At 43.4% G+C, this 15,674-nt stretch carries 17 protein-coding genes and 1 riboswitch; of the genes, 9 read left to right on the forward strand and 8 right to left on the reverse strand.

Translation table 11 applies throughout. The features are described 5' to 3' along the window. Positions 1-70 precede the first annotated feature (70 nt). The gene (locus LF817_RS06075; RefSeq protein ID WP_253934892.1) at positions 71-595 is read right to left on the reverse strand and encodes a DUF3221 domain-containing protein; all 525 of its coding nucleotides are present in this window, start codon (positions 593-595) and stop codon (positions 71-73) included. Between the two features lie 123 nt (positions 596-718). Beyond that, positions 719-827: riboswitch (TPP riboswitch) on the forward strand. Between the two features lie 85 nt (positions 828-912). Here LF817_RS06075 and thiW point away from each other — a divergent pair. From thiW to thiE, 5 genes are all read left to right on the forward strand, one after another. Then, positions 913-1,404 (forward strand): energy coupling factor transporter S component ThiW, encoded by a 492-nt coding sequence (gene thiW, locus LF817_RS06080; RefSeq protein WP_253934893.1) that lies wholly within the window; start codon positions 913-915, stop codon positions 1,402-1,404. Between the two features lie 552 nt (positions 1,405-1,956). Beyond that, positions 1,957-2,646 carry a thiaminase II gene (gene tenA, locus LF817_RS06085; protein ID WP_253934894.1) on the forward strand — a complete coding sequence of 230 codons (690 nt, stop codon included), beginning with the start codon at positions 1,957-1,959 and terminating at the stop codon, positions 2,644-2,646. Continuing rightward, entirely contained in the window at positions 2,643-3,455 is an 813-nt protein-coding gene (gene thiD, locus LF817_RS06090) for a bifunctional hydroxymethylpyrimidine kinase/phosphomethylpyrimidine kinase (protein WP_253934895.1), read from the forward strand. Before tenA ends, thiD begins: the two co-directional genes overlap by 4 nt. Then, positions 3,446-4,213, forward strand: a complete 768-nt coding sequence (thiM, locus tag LF817_RS06095; protein WP_253934896.1) for a hydroxyethylthiazole kinase — start codon at positions 3,446-3,448, stop codon at positions 4,211-4,213. The genes thiD and thiM overlap by 10 nt, the downstream gene beginning before the upstream one ends. A 6-nt stretch (positions 4,214-4,219) precedes the next feature. After that, on the forward strand, positions 4,220-4,837 hold the full coding sequence (gene thiE / locus LF817_RS06100; protein ID WP_253934897.1) for a thiamine phosphate synthase: 618 nt from the start codon (positions 4,220-4,222) through the stop codon (positions 4,835-4,837). 37 nt (positions 4,838-4,874) lie between these two features. Here the strand turns inward: thiE and LF817_RS06105 are convergent, their stop codons facing one another. The 5 genes from LF817_RS06105 to LF817_RS06125 form a co-directional block, all read right to left on the reverse strand. Continuing rightward, positions 4,875-5,198, reverse strand: a complete 324-nt coding sequence (locus LF817_RS06105) for a CHY zinc finger protein (RefSeq protein ID WP_253934898.1) — start codon at positions 5,196-5,198, stop codon at positions 4,875-4,877. A gap of 26 nt (positions 5,199-5,224) precedes the next feature. Further along, a complete protein-coding gene (locus LF817_RS06110; RefSeq protein WP_253934899.1) occupies positions 5,225-5,425 on the reverse strand; it encodes a hypothetical protein in 201 nt (66 codons plus the stop codon). Between the two features lie 453 nt (positions 5,426-5,878). Further along, positions 5,879-6,070 carry a hypothetical protein gene (locus LF817_RS06115; protein WP_253934900.1) on the reverse strand — a complete coding sequence of 64 codons (192 nt, stop codon included), beginning with the start codon at positions 6,068-6,070 and terminating at the stop codon, positions 5,879-5,881. Positions 6,071-6,148: 78 nt separating this feature from the next. Next, the gene (locus LF817_RS06120) at positions 6,149-6,607 is read right to left on the reverse strand and encodes a DinB family protein (RefSeq protein ID WP_253934901.1); all 459 of its coding nucleotides are present in this window, start codon (positions 6,605-6,607) and stop codon (positions 6,149-6,151) included. A 135-nt stretch (positions 6,608-6,742) separates the two neighbouring features. Beyond that, positions 6,743-7,762: a DUF2332 domain-containing protein gene (locus tag LF817_RS06125; protein WP_253934902.1), complete on the reverse strand. Its 1,020-nt coding sequence runs from the start codon at positions 7,760-7,762 to the stop codon at positions 6,743-6,745. A 204-nt stretch (positions 7,763-7,966) separates the two neighbouring features. Between LF817_RS06125 and LF817_RS06130 the strand changes: the two genes are divergently transcribed. Next, positions 7,967-9,124: an FtsW/RodA/SpoVE family cell cycle protein gene (locus LF817_RS06130; protein ID WP_253934903.1), complete on the forward strand. Its 1,158-nt coding sequence runs from the start codon at positions 7,967-7,969 to the stop codon at positions 9,122-9,124. Between the two features lie 168 nt (positions 9,125-9,292). On the opposite strand, the gene LF817_RS06135 is transcribed toward LF817_RS06130, so the two are convergent. Continuing rightward, complete coding sequence (locus LF817_RS06135; protein WP_253934904.1) at positions 9,293-11,002, reverse strand: ABC transporter ATP-binding protein; 1,710 nt, start codon at positions 11,000-11,002, stop codon at positions 9,293-9,295. Positions 11,003-11,163: 161 nt separating this feature from the next. Further along, entirely contained in the window at positions 11,164-12,066 is a 903-nt protein-coding gene (locus LF817_RS06140) for an aldo/keto reductase (RefSeq protein ID WP_253934905.1), read from the reverse strand. Positions 12,067-12,281: 215 nt separating this feature from the next. On the opposite strand from LF817_RS06140, the gene LF817_RS06145 reads away from it, so the two are divergent. Genes LF817_RS06145 through LF817_RS06155 form a run of 3 tightly spaced genes read left to right on the forward strand, consistent with a single transcriptional unit; the run spans position 12,282 to position 15,669 of the window. Continuing rightward, entirely contained in the window at positions 12,282-13,496 is a 1,215-nt protein-coding gene (locus tag LF817_RS06145) for a M24 family metallopeptidase (RefSeq protein WP_256558204.1), read from the forward strand. Between the two features lie 3 nt (positions 13,497-13,499). Continuing rightward, positions 13,500-14,483 (forward strand): cyclodeaminase, encoded by a 984-nt coding sequence (locus LF817_RS06150; protein ID WP_371925003.1) that lies wholly within the window; start codon positions 13,500-13,502, stop codon positions 14,481-14,483. After that, positions 14,470-15,669, forward strand: coding sequence for a cystathionine gamma-synthase family protein (locus tag LF817_RS06155; protein ID WP_253934906.1), 1,200 nt, complete (start codon positions 14,470-14,472; stop codon positions 15,667-15,669). The genes LF817_RS06150 and LF817_RS06155 overlap by 14 nt, the downstream gene beginning before the upstream one ends. Positions 15,670-15,674: the final 5 nt, after the last annotated feature.

Raw genomic sequence — 15,674 nt, forward strand, 5'->3', positions numbered from 1 at the left:
TATCGGCGGCCTGGGGAGATTTTTAATGAATACAGAGAAACGTGATTATAGTATGAAAGCTTTCATACAATCATTCCTGTTCAAAGTCATCGTCGTCGACAGTTACTCTCTCCGTACCGCTTTCTGTTACAGTGGAACGCATTTTAATTGTCCATTGGTCTTCCTCGTCGTTATATTCCATGGTTTCTACAGATAAGGCATTGCCGCGATCGACTTCACTGAGAGCACTTGCCAGCGCTTCTGACTCATTCAAATCAGCTCCTTTGGGCTGATTGGACTCAACGACAGTCACTTCACCTGCCTGACCTTGCATGGGGGTGGACTCTGCGATAGGGCCGACAATTTCAACCTCGACTTTTTTTCCAAGCCACATGTCTTTTTCAACGCCTGAGACCCAAATCGGTGCCCCGCCTCTATTTTCAATTAAATCTACTACCAGGATGCTGTCTTCATTCTGGTCCATCACAAATCCAGAAAAAGAGGACGATTCTGCTGGGTCATTACTAACTTCTTCAGAGGAATCCGGTTCTTCATTGATGTCTGTCGTTCCACAAGCGGTCAGTGACAGTGCAAGTATGACCATCCATTTTTTCATAACGGATCTTTCCCTTCTATATTTTCAGTGGGTAGTCGGTTCTTTTATGGAAAATGTTACACCTTTTACAATGACAAATCAAAAATGCTTTGTTATGATATTTAAAACCAATCAAATATTTACAGAAACTACTAGGGGGGCCCATTACGGGCTGAGAGGAAAGCAAATGCTTTCCGACTCTTAAGCACCTGATCTGGTTAACACCAGCGGAGGGAAGTAGTTAGACGATCAGTCTATTACTCTACCTATACAAGTCAGGTCCTTCCCAGGATCTGGCTTTTTTGTGTTTGTCCTCTAATGAAGAAGGGAGGAGTCTCATGAATCGAACACGTTTATTGACCACCATGGCCGTATTTGTAGCGATTGGTACATTAGGTGCTCAACTGCTCTGGTTTCCTGCGGGGGTTGCGAAAGCCTATCCTGTCCAGCATGCAGTTAACGTCATGGCAGCTATAACCCTCGGACCGGGTCCGGCTGTAGTAATCGCTTTTGTGATTGGTTTATTGCGAAACCTGCTCGGTCTGGGAACGTTATTAGCGTTCCCCGGGGGAATGATCGGAGCCTTATTTGCCGGCTTTATGTACAAATGGACCCAGAAATCTTTTGCGGCTGCGGGAGGAGAGATGGTAGGTTCTGGTTTAATTGGGGCGATGTTTGCCGTCCCTTTTGCTAATGTGTTGATGGGCAGCTCAGTGGGCGCAGTCGCTTTCTTGCCATCCTTCATCGTAAGCAGCGTCAGCGGAGCACTTTTAGGATGGCTCGTAGCTTCAAGAGTGAGACGTACCAATTTAGTACCTCAGCTAGACTGATTATATAATATAGAGTCAGGTGAATTTTTGGAGTTGTTATTCATGTAAGCTCCCTTATCTTGAAGACTCACTTTCGAGGTTTTTGTACTGTTGTAATGTTTCCGTTTTGTTTGACAGCGGTTAGAGCTCCGGAAAATTACTCCCTTTCCGTGGGAGCGCGGTGATCCTCCTCGAGCTAGCGCTCTCCGGGGTCTCACACAGCACTCTCTTCCCACAGGAGTCTCGCAATTTCCCGGATCTCATTGCGAAGGTTAAGTGGAACGGCAACTCCTATTATGGGACATCAGAACTTTAAGAGTTACCTTTTAATACTCAATATTGATTGTAATTCAAAACATTTTAACGTTAGACAGAATCCGTTCCTTCTTGAGAATAGGGTTCGTTCATTCCATTTCGAGAGTAGCTTCCCAACCACCACTGACTGTTAATACAGCAACGAACCCTGGATACCTCGGGCTGAAATCTTGATCAATCCTGGCAAATTGTTGAAGAACTTTTATGAAAAATCAACACCGACGTTTAACATAGTTAAATTATAAGGAGGCCAAACGTATGAGTTTCACAGAGACGTTGAGAAGGGAAAACAATGATATATTCGAGGCTATTTTTAACCACCCATTCGTAGACGGTATTGGGAAAGGGGATGTACCCCATGATGCTATCGCTCATTATATCAAAGCAGACTACGAATACTTGAATGCTTTCATGCACATTTACGGCGTAGGAATCTCAAAATCTACTAACCGCAAAGATATTGAATACTTCAATGAACAAGTGGGTTTCGTTTTGAACAGTGAAACCCACCCCCACCAGAACTTTTGTGACGTCATCGGAGTCGGTTATGACGAACTTCAAGGCTATCCGCTTCCGCCAACAGCTGATCACTACGTCAAACACATGATGTACCACGCCCAGTTGGGAGGGCTGGGTGAAATTCTAGCAGCTATGCTCCCCTGCCCGTGGACGTACCTTGAAATCGGACAACATTTGATGAAAAAATATCAGCCTGACCCTGACGATACGTTTTACCCATGGATTAAATTTTATGCTGACGAGGAATTTGATACGCTCTCACAAGCGATGCGTAATCGTTTAGATGAAGTGGCCGACGAAGCTTCAGAAGCTGAGCGGCAGCGCATGAAAGATGCATTCCGCAAAAGCTGCCAACTGGAATGGAAGTTCTGGGAGATGGCTTATATTTGTGAAGAATGGCCGCAATGGGAAGGGGTGAATTCCAAATGAGAAATGTCTCTACAGCACTTACAATTGCCGGGACAGACCCAAGCGGAGGTGCGGGCATCCAGGCCGATTTGAAAACGTTCCAAGAATTGAAATCCTATGGCATGAGCGTCATCACTTCAGTCGTATCTCAAAATACAACAGGAGTTAAAGATGTTTACCACCTTCCATCGGAGTTCCTGAAAAGTCAGTTGGAGGCCATTTCATCAGATATGCCTGTCCATGCTTTGAAGACAGGTATGATATCCAATGTGGAAATGATGAAGGTGATTGCAGAGTGGATAGAATCTATTCCTGCCCCTTATGTCATGGATCCTGTTATGGTAGCAACGAGCGGTGACGCCTTGATTGAAGAAGAATCCCGTGGTTATTTACGTGATCACTTATTGCCTTTAGCTTCACTAGTGACGCCCAATATTCCTGAAGCTGAGTATATCCTTGGGTGCAAGATTGAATCTCATGATGATATGAAGAAGGCTGCTGAACAGATATGTACCAGGTTTGGGGCAGGTGCTGCCTTGATTAAGGGCGGTCATATGAAAGGGGAAGCGATCGATTTCCTATATGATGGAAAAAGAATACACGAATTCACAAGTGAACGGATAGATACAAACAATACTCACGGCACAGGCTGCACTTACGCAGCCGCAATTACTGCTTTTCTTGGTCAGGGGCACGCGTTACCTGATGCAGTGGAAGAAGCGAAGTACTTCGTTACGGAAGCAATCCGTCATTCTCTTGATCTTGGACAAGGAAGTGGACCGACCAATCATTTCGCGACTCGCGAGGAGGTTTTTAATAAATGGCTATAAAGCTTGTCAATGAAGTGCGTGAGACGAAACCTTTGATTCATAACCTTACGAATGAGGTTGTCATGAATTTCAGTGCAAATGGACTGCTCGCTTTTGGAGGTTCTCCGATAATGGCAATGGCTGAGGAAGACGCAGCGGATATCGCGCAGCTTTCTGACGGTGTATTAATCAATATCGGAACGCTCACTGAACCGCACCTTCGTGCGATGATTCTGGCAGGGAAAGCCGCGAACCAAAAAGGCGTTCCTGTCGTTATTGACCCTGTAGGAGTTGCTGCGACGAGTTATCGTACAGAAGCCTTTCAGAGAATCATAGATGAAGTTCAGCCGACGGCCATTAAAGGAAATGCTGGCGAGATGGCTCATCTTGTAGGCATCACGTTAGAAACGAAAGGCGTAGATTCAGTCGGTGAAGGCGATAGTGAAGAGATTGCTAAGAAGGTAGCGGAAAAGTACAACACGATTGCTTTGGTGACAGGGGAGACTGATGTCATCAGCGACGGGCAAGAAATTATGACTAACCAGGCTGGACATGAATGGCTGGGTAAAGTAACGGGATCAGGCTGTCTGTTAGGCTCAATTTTAGCGGCATGTCTATCTACCTCTGGTACGCGGCTGGAGCAAACCCTGGCTGCTGCACGCTTTTATGGACTGGCAGCTGAAAGAGCGTCCAGACACACTAATGTTAATGGACCAGGCACTTTTGCTGCATGTTTCATTGATGCGCTTGCAATGGATATAACGAAGCTGGAGGGGTGATGAACCTTGGAACTTGCGGACCGATTACGAAAATATTTAATTATGGGCAGTCAAAATTGCACGCGTGATCCAGTAGACGTGCTCACTGAAGCGATTCAAGGCGGGATCACAGCTTTTCAATTCCGTGAAAAAGGTCCGGGGTCTCTAGAAGGGAAAGAGAAGCTTTCGCTAGGCGAAAAATTACGCCAGCTTTGCCGGACGCATAATGTGTTGTTTATTGTAAATGATGACAGCGTTTTGGTGGATCCTCTTGAAGCGGATGGCATTCATGTCGGTCAGGACGATGTCGATGTGGAGGAGCTGCGATCCCTTTTCCCGGAAAAAATCATTGGACTATCGATTTCGAATGAAGAGGAATTAAAGGGAAGTGCTGTTGCTTCTGTTGATTATCTAGGGGCAGGTCCTGTGTTTGGGACATCTACGAAAATCGATGCGAAGGAACCGGTTGGGGTGGAGTGGATCGAGCGGGTAAAACAGCTTCATCCTGACGTTCCGCTTGTAGGAATTGGCGGCATCTCGGTTAATAATGCGCACGAGGTGATAGCGGCAGGAGCTGATGGTGTGTCGGTAATCTCGGCAGTCACTGCAGCTGAAAATGTTATAGAAGCCGTTCAACAATTATGAAAAAGAAGTCCCGCTATATTACAAAGCGGGACTTCTTTTATGTCATCTCAAAATATAAAGGAAAGTGGCTGCTACAGCCTTCATTAAATGGATGATGGCATTTTGGACATGAGGAAGTATGGATATATTCATTAATGGAAAGTTCATACTTACAGCTTCCGCATAATATCGCTGTTTCATCCTGCTTTGTCTTTGGCCATTTATCGGCGGGGTGACCGGCACATTCTTTGTGGCAGTAGTAGCAGGCATAGTATTCGCTGCAGCAATAGAATTTTATGGCGATGATATCTACTTCGCTGTGGTAATGGGCGCAGCGGGTGTAAGCATCAACGTTCCTTCCTTTTACTTGGTGTTCACTCATTGCGGATTCTCCTTTATGTACAGGGGCTAACTGATGTCACAGTTGAATGAATAATTCCATGCTAAAAAGCTTTGCTCCACATCAGGCACTCCACCTTCTTCATAGCAGCGGTCACTGGCATAATTGATTATCTTATAGTTGAAATAGGAGTGGGTGCCAATTAAAAAAATGGCAACTACTATAGAAAAAGCAATTAGTGATAATAAAACCTTTTTGTTCAGGCTCATCTTCATACCTCCCTAAATTATAATAACGATCCGAGCAACGCAAAGGTCAGCATGAGCAGGATCCCGACGACGAGAAAGTATCCAATCCAACGAATCCCTTTCGGTAAATCACCCGATTCTTCGTTCACAGGTGATCCCTCATGTTTGTGGTTATGGTCAGTTCCATCGTTAAAAGGTTTTGTATTTTTGTTTATAGTACCACTCCTTTTATCTGTATGAAACAAGACGGGTCAGTCCGTTTTCCATTTATATGATTAATAAATGGCTGGAATTATCGATAAAATGATGAATAATACTGGTGATGCCATCACTTCACCAGATCTAGAGTATGATGTGAAATCCGGCGTATGTAATACGGTTAGGAACCAACCTGACGTAATTTGCAAGACGATATAGATGAGCGGAAAGCTTATAAAAAAGATGATGTATTTCCTAACAGGGGCAGCTTCCTCCTTAATCTTGTGGAGAATCAATTGGTCGGAACGAGCCTTTTATGGCAGCACAAGTTATTAAAAGTACAACTCCAAGTAGACCTCCGATGAATTCGGCAACGAAAAAGTCTCCATCTCTTAATAAACGAACCAGAAATTGTCCTCCAAAAATTCCAGTCAATAGTAATCCGAAGTAAAAGCATATAAATTTCATAGGACTTTCCACCTTTCAAGTTTGATGGAGTTACTTTATATACGGTTTATAAAGGGGATCGTTTCAAAAAAAGGAAAATTATAAGAACTTCTTAATGTCTAGGATAGCTTGAAAATGCATTCCCTCGTGAAAAATCGTCCGAATTAATACTTGCTCGATTGTGCGCATGTTCATCTCGGTGGTGGAATATTCGACTTCCAGGCGATCTCCGTACATTTTTTTAATTTGCTGAGGTTGAACCGATAATAATTGTTTAAGCTCCTCTAAGGAGGGGGTATGCTCATCAAAATCGTTTGGATTTGTTCCGAACCCGAACCATTTTTGAAAATTTTCCGGAACAGGTGATTTTTCTTTCGTCAGGAATTGAAGCCAGGAAAATTGATCTAAATAGACATGACCGAGATTCCAACGTATGTTATTATTGAACCCTTTAGGAATGGAGTTCGATTCCTTTTCAGTTACATCATCTACTAAGGATAGAAGTTCCCTTCTGTATTGTTCCAGCTGTTCAAACAAATTGTCATGACGATTTTGCATTCTATCAATCTACCTCCTATACAATTTGTGATTAAACCATTAAGACCACTGTTCATAGATGGACATTACCTACTTCTTAAAAAGCACTCTGATTAAATTGAATGATTGGAAGAAGGGTGATTAATATGATCCCACTTACAACGTTTTCATTTCCCAGGTGAACCAGCGGCCGTGGCCGTCGGTATCACCGACGATTTTGCGGTTTTTTTCACCATGAATTATTGTATCCAAATGAAGCTTTTGGTCCTCTATGTTGTTATATAAATGGGCGACATCTCTTTCTTTCCCTATATGGTCTATGGAATTCAGCAACTTTTGTTTTGTGGCGTCGTTCATCTGATTGGCTACGTGAGTATGAAAAACGCATACAATTGAGTCTTTGGAAATACCTTCGGCAGTTTGTGGCAAGAGATCCACGCCATCCCCCTCTATTAGGTGAAGGTGAGTAGCTTGAACCGCAGCTGCTGCCTGCTGGAACAGTTGGCGTCGCTCGCGATGTTCAGGCCAAATCAAAGCTTCGAGCCACTGGAGGTCTTCTACTTTTTCGACACTATTGATGTGCAAATCCAACCCGAATCGATCGCTGACAGGTGATGGGTTTTGTGAGATTTTCGGTTTTTTTGAGGATTTTATCTTTGACGTTATATGTACGTTCGTTTCATGGCTGCCATAGGTGGAATCTTCATCGTAAGTATAGCTGTATTTATCCCACAACAACTGGAGACCTGCACTCGTTCCGATTTCTATAAGAGCTAAGGGCTTGCGTATTGTATCGTACACATAATTAAAACAAGGGTATAGGAAAGCGCAGCGTCTTACTTCATTAGTTTGAACGAGTCTGTTTTGCAATAGTACTTTGATTTCCTTTTGGTGAAGTTGGCAGAAATCTTTGAAATGATTGAAAGCATCAGAAGGTGGCAGCGGGTTTTCGGTGAGATTGGAATAATAATTCGATAAAGGGTGTCCTGACCCTTTTAAAAGGAATTGGACGCTGCCGAACAGTAAATTTGGTGCAGGCTGACCTTTCCGGGCATATGAACACAGCTCGAGCAATTCTTTGTCGTGGGCAATATGGTTGGACAAATGACCATATAGGCTGCTCGATAATTGCTGAGCTTCCTGAGAAAACGTTTCGAAAATATCAGTAAGGGACAACGTGACTTCACCTCTTTCTATTGGAAATATGTACCTCTTATCGTAACATGATGGTTTACTAGTGACTACTAGAATATAGGTGGTTTTCATAAGTTGTGGAAATAAAGGAAGCGCCAACTCATAAACTTTCTGTGGTAAAATAATAATAGTTTAGGGTCGGATTCCGATGTAGTTGAAAGTCCCTTTGAAAGGGGAAGATCTAAAGTGAAGTTTGAAGAACGGTTTGATTGGAAGTTAGGTTTTGTTCTTATCTTATTTATGATTATCAGTTGTGTGGCACTGTATAGCGCTCAGCAAAGTGCTCAATATAATGAGAATTTTATGATGAAACAGCTTGTCTGGTACGTGGTAGGCGGAGGAATTATCGGGGTCATGCTGTATTTTGAACCGGATTTTTATAAAAAAATCAGCTGGCCTTTATACATAGCGGGGCTTATTGCATTGCTGGCGCTTGTCATTGCTCCATCGACGATTGCACCAGTTATTAAAGGTCAGAAAAGCTGGTTTGTATTACCGGGTTTAGGGTCTATTCAGCCATCAGAGTTCATGAAGGTATTTACGATTCTCATTTTAGCGAATGTGGTGACGAATCATCACGAGAGGATTAGAGTAAAAGATTTAAAAAGTGATTTTCTTTTGCTGGGTAAAATTGTTGGTCTGACGTTAGCTCCATTAGCCTTGATCATGCAGCAGCCTGATCTAGGAACCGGGTTAGTGTTCATAGCTATTATGGGAGGGATGATCGTTATATCAGGCATCAGGTGGCGGGTAATCCTTCCAATCTTCGGAACGTTAGCTGCGGCGGGTACCTTCATCATCTGGCTAGCGATTCGGTTTCCTCAAATATTAGATCAGTATTTAGGAGTGAAGCAGTACCAGCTGGGAAGGATTTATTCCTGGCTTAATCCCGAACAATATAGTTCATCAGAAGGGTTCCAGTTAATCCGCGCAATGCGGGCGATTGGATCTGGTCAAATGTATGGTAAGGGTATAGGAGAAAGAGAAGTTTACTTACCGGAAAGTCATTCTGATTTCATTTTCAGTATCATCGGTGAGGAATATGGTTTTATTGGGAGTTGTGTTGTGCTGCTCGCTTTCTTTCTTTTCATTTATCGGCTGACGACGATAGCTTCAAGAGCCAATCATAAGTTCAGTACGTATGTCATTGTGGGGCTGATTTGTATGATTGCGTTCCACGTTTTTCAAAACATAGGGATGTCAATTCAACTTCTGCCGATAACAGGGATTCCCCTGCCGTATATTAGCTATGGGGGCAGCTCGTTGCTTGCTTTTCTACTTGCAATAGGCCTTGCGTTTTCGGTTTCTTATCATCATAGGGATTTCATGTTTGGCGAAAATTAAGCAGTTGAAAATATAATCATAAAATAATCGCTCTTATCGTTTTTATGTTAAGCTTGGCCGCTTACATTATAACGATAAGAGCGTTTTTTTATGAAGCAATGTTAAAAGATGTTTCACCGGATTAGGAACAGGATCCCTCAGTCTCTTTCTTAGCCATTATCCCTGTTTTTATCCGAACTGCGCCTGGTGAAGGCGGCTGTATATTCCTTTAGAATCAAGTAGTTCTTTATGGCTGCCTTGTTCAGCAATGCCTTCTTTGGTAACGACCATGATTCGGTCCGCATTTTTAATCGTAGCCAGCCTGTGAGCGATCACAAGAGTCGTTCTCCCTTTTGTCAGATCAGCTAGAGACTTTTGAATAGCCACTTCAGTTTCTGTATCCAGTGCAGACGTAGCTTCATCTAAAATCAGTATAGGCGGATTTTTCAGGAACATGCGGGCAATCGCAAGGCGCTGTTTCTGGCCGCCGGAGAGCTTCACGCCACGTTCACCAATAATGGTGTCCAGTCCTTGAGGTTGTGTTCGGACGAATTCGGCAAGTCTTGCTTTACGGGAAGCTTCCATTATCTCTTCGTCTGTAGCTTTAAGATTTCCGTACGCGATATTCTCACGAATGGTTCCTGAAAATAGAAAAACATCCTGCTGGACGATGCCGATTTGGCTTCTTAAAGAGTCGAGCTTCATATCCTGGATGTCGACTCCGTCTACAGTGATTTGGCCGGATTCTATTTCATAAAAGCGTGGAAGCAGACTGCAGAGTGTCGTTTTTCCGGCACCGGATGGACCGACAAATGCAACTGTTTCTCCTGAATGGACATTCAGACTAATGTCCTGTAAGACATGGTCCAATCCTTCATAACCGAATGTGACGTTGTCATATCGGATATCGCCATTTAAATCAATGTCTCTAGCATGTGGCGCATCCTTGATGTCAGGTTCTGTATCGATGACCTCGGTGTAGCGTTTGAACCCTGCAATGCCTTTAGGATAGCTTTCAATGACGGCATTGATTTTTTGTATGGGTCCAATTAAGATGTTGGCCAATAAGATGAATGCCACAAACTCCCCGTTCGTGAGCTCTCCTGTAATGACAAACCACGTCCCGAATAATAACGTGAACAAGGTGACGAGCCTCATCAATACATAGTTTGCAGTTATATTCTGGGCCATGATTTTGTAGGAGGATAGCTTTGTATTACGATAACGATCATTGTTCACTGCAAACTTTTCCTGTTCGTGCTTTTCGTTAGCGAAAGCCTGGACGACACGGATGCCGCCGATGCTGTCTTCGACTCGTGAGTTGATTTCAGCTACATCGCCAAACATTTTACGGAAGGTCCCTGTCATTTTTTTGTTGAAATGAATAGCTAAAACGATCAGAAGAGGGATAACGATAAAGGAAAGAACAGCTAATTTCCAGTTGATGGTCAGCATAAGAATGAATGAGCCGACTAAAGTCATGATGGCAACAAAAATGTCTTCCGGTCCGTGGTGGGCCACTTCTCCGATTTCCTCCAGGTCTTTTGTAAGCCGTGAAATAGAATGGCCTGTTTTATTATTGTCATAATACCCGAAAGAAAGCTTCTGCATATGCTGAAAAAGCTTTCGGCGCATATCTGTTTCGATGTTTATGCCGAGCATATGTCCCCAGTATGTAACAATATAGTGGAAGCCAGTATTAATTAAATATATGAGCAAAAGTCCGACACAAGCCCATAAGATAATCGACCAATTTTCCTGAGGGAGAAGCCGGTCAATGACTTGATTGACGGCTAATGGAAAAGCGAGTTCCAATAGTCCGACAAGTATGGCACAGCCGAAATCTAATATGAAAAGCCATTTATACGGCTTGTAATACGAAAAAAATCGAGCTAACAAGGTAGAGCGCTCCTTCGTTATGTTAATTGAAATCCATTTTCAATTATAAGCATTCAAACTGCGTATGGCAACGTAAAAAAGGATCTCAGTCAGGCACTGAGATCCTTTTATTCAAATCGTCTAGGTCTTAGAGAACCTTGTTCATCTCAACTCTTAGCAAATTAAGGCACATCATGTCCCATCGAGCTTTGCAGAATTTCAAACCATTGGTCATGACTTAAAGAAAGTTCCAGCGATTCTACAGCTCGATCAATACGCTCTTTTTTCCCGGAGCCAACGATTGGCATAATCTTTGAGGGGTGTTGGAGGAGCCACGCGTACATGATTTGGTCGATGGAGCGGGCGCCGGTTTGTTCTTTTATTTGATGGAGAGTATCTCTTAATCGGACGGATTTATCGTCTTCCCCATTGAATACTTTTCCGCCTGCTAGAGGAGACCAGGCCATTGGCGGGATCCCGTGCTGCTGGCAGCGGTTCAACGTCCCGTCTTCGAAATTCTCCAAGTGGTAGGCTGAAAGTTCAATTTGATTGGTTACGAGAGAAAATGGCAGATGAGATTGAAGTAAATCCCACTGGTGGTCTTTAAAATTCGATACTCCAAAATGACGGACTTTGCCCTCCTGTTTTAGCTCTATAAATGCTTCGGAGACTTGTTTTGGATCCATGAATGGATCTGGCCGGTGGATCAGCAATAAATCGATATAATCTGTTTTTAAATTATGCAAAGACGTCTCGACAGATTTTAAGATATGTTCTTTGCTCGTATTGTAATGGTGACTACGATGTTCCGGACGATTTTCTGAAGGTAAAACAATGCCGCATTTCGTTACGATTTCCATTTGATTACGAAGTGATGGTTTCAGCTCTAAAGCATTTCCGAATAACCCTTCACATGTATAGCTTCCATAGATATCAGCATGATCGAATGTAGTAATGCCCTGGCTCAAGTTATGTTCAATTAATGACAGCGTATCTTCTTTCGAATACTCCCATTCATTCAACCTCCATAATCCATGAACGATTCTCGAAAATGATAGATCTTCAGCAATTTGAACTCTTTCCATCTATGTACCCTCATTTCTATTAGTATACCGTTACTTTACCGAGCGTTCCTATATAGTGCAAATATTAATTCATAACGTCGAGCTCTGTCTAAAAAATTTTTGTATAAAAATAAACTATAAAACTTCATACAATTTATACATTACATTAAAAAATCACAGTGAATACAATGAGAATATAGAAGTTAAAATATTCAGATAACAGGGGAGGGATAATCTTGTTGCTTCCATTTGATATTCTAGAATATCATCAAAGGCTTCAAGGCACGAAAGAAAGAATGGCGGAAAAAGGAATTGAAGTCCTGCTCATTACGGATCCAGCAAACATGAACTATTTATCCGGATACGATGCTTGGTCCTTTTACGTTCATCAAATGCTGGTCATCGTCATCGATGAGCCGCAGCCGATATGGATTGGACGCCTTCAAGATGCGAATGGTGCTCGAGCGACAACTTGGATCTATGAGGAAAATGTAATTGCTTACCCTGATTATTACGTGCATTCACTGACCCATCACCCAATGGATTTCATTTCAGAGATTCTTACTCAAATCGGTCAAGCGAACCGTCGGATTGGAGTGGAAATGGATCATTATTATTTTACGGGGATGGCATTGGAACGATTGAAAAAGGGGCTTCCTAATGCTCAGTTCGAGGATTCCTCTTTACTTGTAAATCACGTACGGATGATTAAATCAGATCAGGAAATTGAATATATGAAACGTGCTGCTACTATTGCAGATTTAGCCATGGCAAGAGGTGTTGACAGTATCGGGGCAGGGCGAAGGGAATGTGATACCGCAGCAGAAATCTATCATCAGTTGATCAAAGGTACGTCAGATTTTGGCGGTGAGTACCCGGCAATTGTGCCGCTTCTCCCGACAGGAGATCATACCTCAATCCCGCATTTGACCTGGTCAGACCGTCCTTTTGTAGATGGAAGTCCGGTGATTGTGGAATTAGCCGGCTGTTATAAACGATACCATGTACCTTTAGCTCGAACGGTGTCTATTGGAAATCCTTCTAAGAAGCTTGAACATTTAGCACCAGTAGTTTTAGAAGGGATACAAAATGTTCTTCAAGCTGCGAAGCCAGGAGTGACGTGCGGTGACCTTGAATCTGTTTGGGCAAAGAGTATTAAGCAGCACGGCTTTGAAAAAGAGTCGAGACTCGGATATTCCGTCGGTCTTAACTATCCGCCGGATTGGGGAGAGCATACGGCAAGCATTCGAAAAGGCGATGAGACTGTACTGCAGAAAAATATGACTTTCCACCTCATTCCTGCTCTATGGTTCGATTATGACGGGATTGAAATTAGTGAAACATTCCGTGTCACTGAGTCAGGGTGTGAGCGATTTTCTAATTATCCTCAAGAGTTAATCGTTAAACAGGAGTCTTCTATTTTTCTGAACAGTGGGGATCAAATCAGCTAGGAGGTGGGGGAGATCCGTTTATACGAAAGAGAGGAAATTGAGAGAGTCATTCGCCTCGATACTCATGTTATTCATGAAATAGAGACGGCTTTCTCCGATTTAACTACAAAGAATGTAACGATGCCGCCGATTATGCGCATTGACGTTCCGGAAAATAACGGAGAGGTCGATATAAAATCCGCTTATATCGAAGGGAAAGACAGTTTTGCCATAAAATTGTCTTCCGGATTTTTTAACAATCCAGATTTAGGGCTTCCGAGCGCCAACGGGATGATGATTCTTCTGAGTTCCATTACGGGAGAGCCTAAAACGATTTTTGCAGATAATGGCCTGCTGACAGACTTGAGAACAGCAGCGGCAGGCGCAGTTGCCGCTCGGGCTCTAAGTCGTGAAAATAGCAGAACCGCCGGTGTTATTGGTACAGGTTCACAGGCTCGTTATCAGCTGGAAGCACTTGTGAATGTACGCTCGATTGAGATGGTGTATGTCTATGGAAGATCGGCTGAAAAAGCCGCAGCCTACCAGCGGGATATTGAAAGCCGCCTCGGCCTGAAAGTAGAAATAAAGAACTCTATCGAAGAAGTTGTGAGGAGCAGTGACATTGTGATCACAACCACTCCTTCGACTGAACCGATCATAAAATCTGAATGGCTGCATGAAGGTCTTCATATTACGGCAATGGGTTCTGACGCCGAGCACAAGCAGGAGCTGGAAGCTGGTGTGCTAGAGCAGGCTGATTTGTTTGTATGTGATGTCAAAGAACAATCTTTGAGGCTTGGGGAGCTTAGGTCTTGTGCAAATCAAGACACCCGGGATTTTGCAGTAGAGTTAGGGGAAATAACGAGCGGGAAAAAAAGCGGACGAGCGAATAACCAACAAATTACCGTATGTGATTTAACAGGAACTGGTGTGCAAGACACGGCTATTGCAAGATATGTTTATCAATTATTGGAAAAATGGGAGGACGATGATCATGAGAGAAGCTAAATTTGCGACAAAATCCATTTGGGCTGGAGAGAAAGATCAATTAGCGTTTGGGGCTACTCAAGTTCCTGTTGTACACAGTGTTTCATTCGGATATGACGATATGGACGATTGGTATGAAGTGGCCATCGGGAATAAGAAGGGTCATATTTACGGACGAAACACGAATCCAACAGTGGAAGCTTTTGAAGAAAAGATTCGAATTCTTGAGGGAGCTGAAGCAGCTACAAGTTTTTCAACAGGAATGGCGGCCATCAGCAATACGCTTGGTACGCTCCTTCGCCCTGGCGATCGTATTGTCTCCATTAAAGATACGTATGGGGGCACGAACAAAATCTTTACAGAATTCCTTCCCCAGCAAAACATCGATGTAATGCTTTGTGATACAGGCGACCATGAAGCCATCGAGCAAGAAATTGCTAAAGGTTGTAAAGTACTTTATTTAGAAAGTCCGACGAACCCGACGGTTAAAATAACGGATATTAAAAGAATGGCTCAAGCCGGTAAAGCTGTGGGTGCTACTGTAGTAGTTGACAACACGTTCGCCACTCCAGTTAACCAAAACCCGATCGAGCTCGGAGTTGATTTAGTCATTCATAGTGCTACGAAATTCCTGGGCGGTCACGCCGATGCTTTAGGCGGAGCTGTATGTGGCAGCAAAGAATTGGTGGAAAAAGTGTATCACTACCGTGAAATCAATGGAGCGACATTAGATCCAATGGCAGCATATTTGCTTCTACGCGGAATGAAGACATTACACCTGCGAGTTGAAAAGCAAAATAAAAACGCTAAAGAGATTGCTGAGTATTTGAATCAGTTCGACATGGTAGAAGGAGTTTACTACCCGGGTCTTGAAAGCCATCCAGGTCATGATATCGCTAAAGCCCAGATGAAGGGGTTCGGAGGCATGCTGAGCTTCTCTGTAAAAGGCGGAGTCGATACGGTGCGGCATTTATTGCCTAAGCTCAAATATGCTAACCGAGCAGCAAACCTCGGCAGTGTAGAAACCATTGTCGGACCGGCGAGGACGACGAGTCATGTGGAATGTACACCGGCAGAACGAGCGGCTATGGGCATTCCAGAAGGGTTGATCCGCTATTCCGCAGGCATAGAGGATATAGAAGACTTAAAGCACGACTTAGAGCAGGCCTTTCATGCGCTGCCTGAAAATATGGTGCTGCAAAGCTGACACGA

It is taken from the genome of Halobacillus sp. A1, from assembly GCF_024189295.1.
Lineage (GTDB): Bacteria > Bacillota > Bacilli > Bacillales > Halobacillaceae > Halobacillus_A.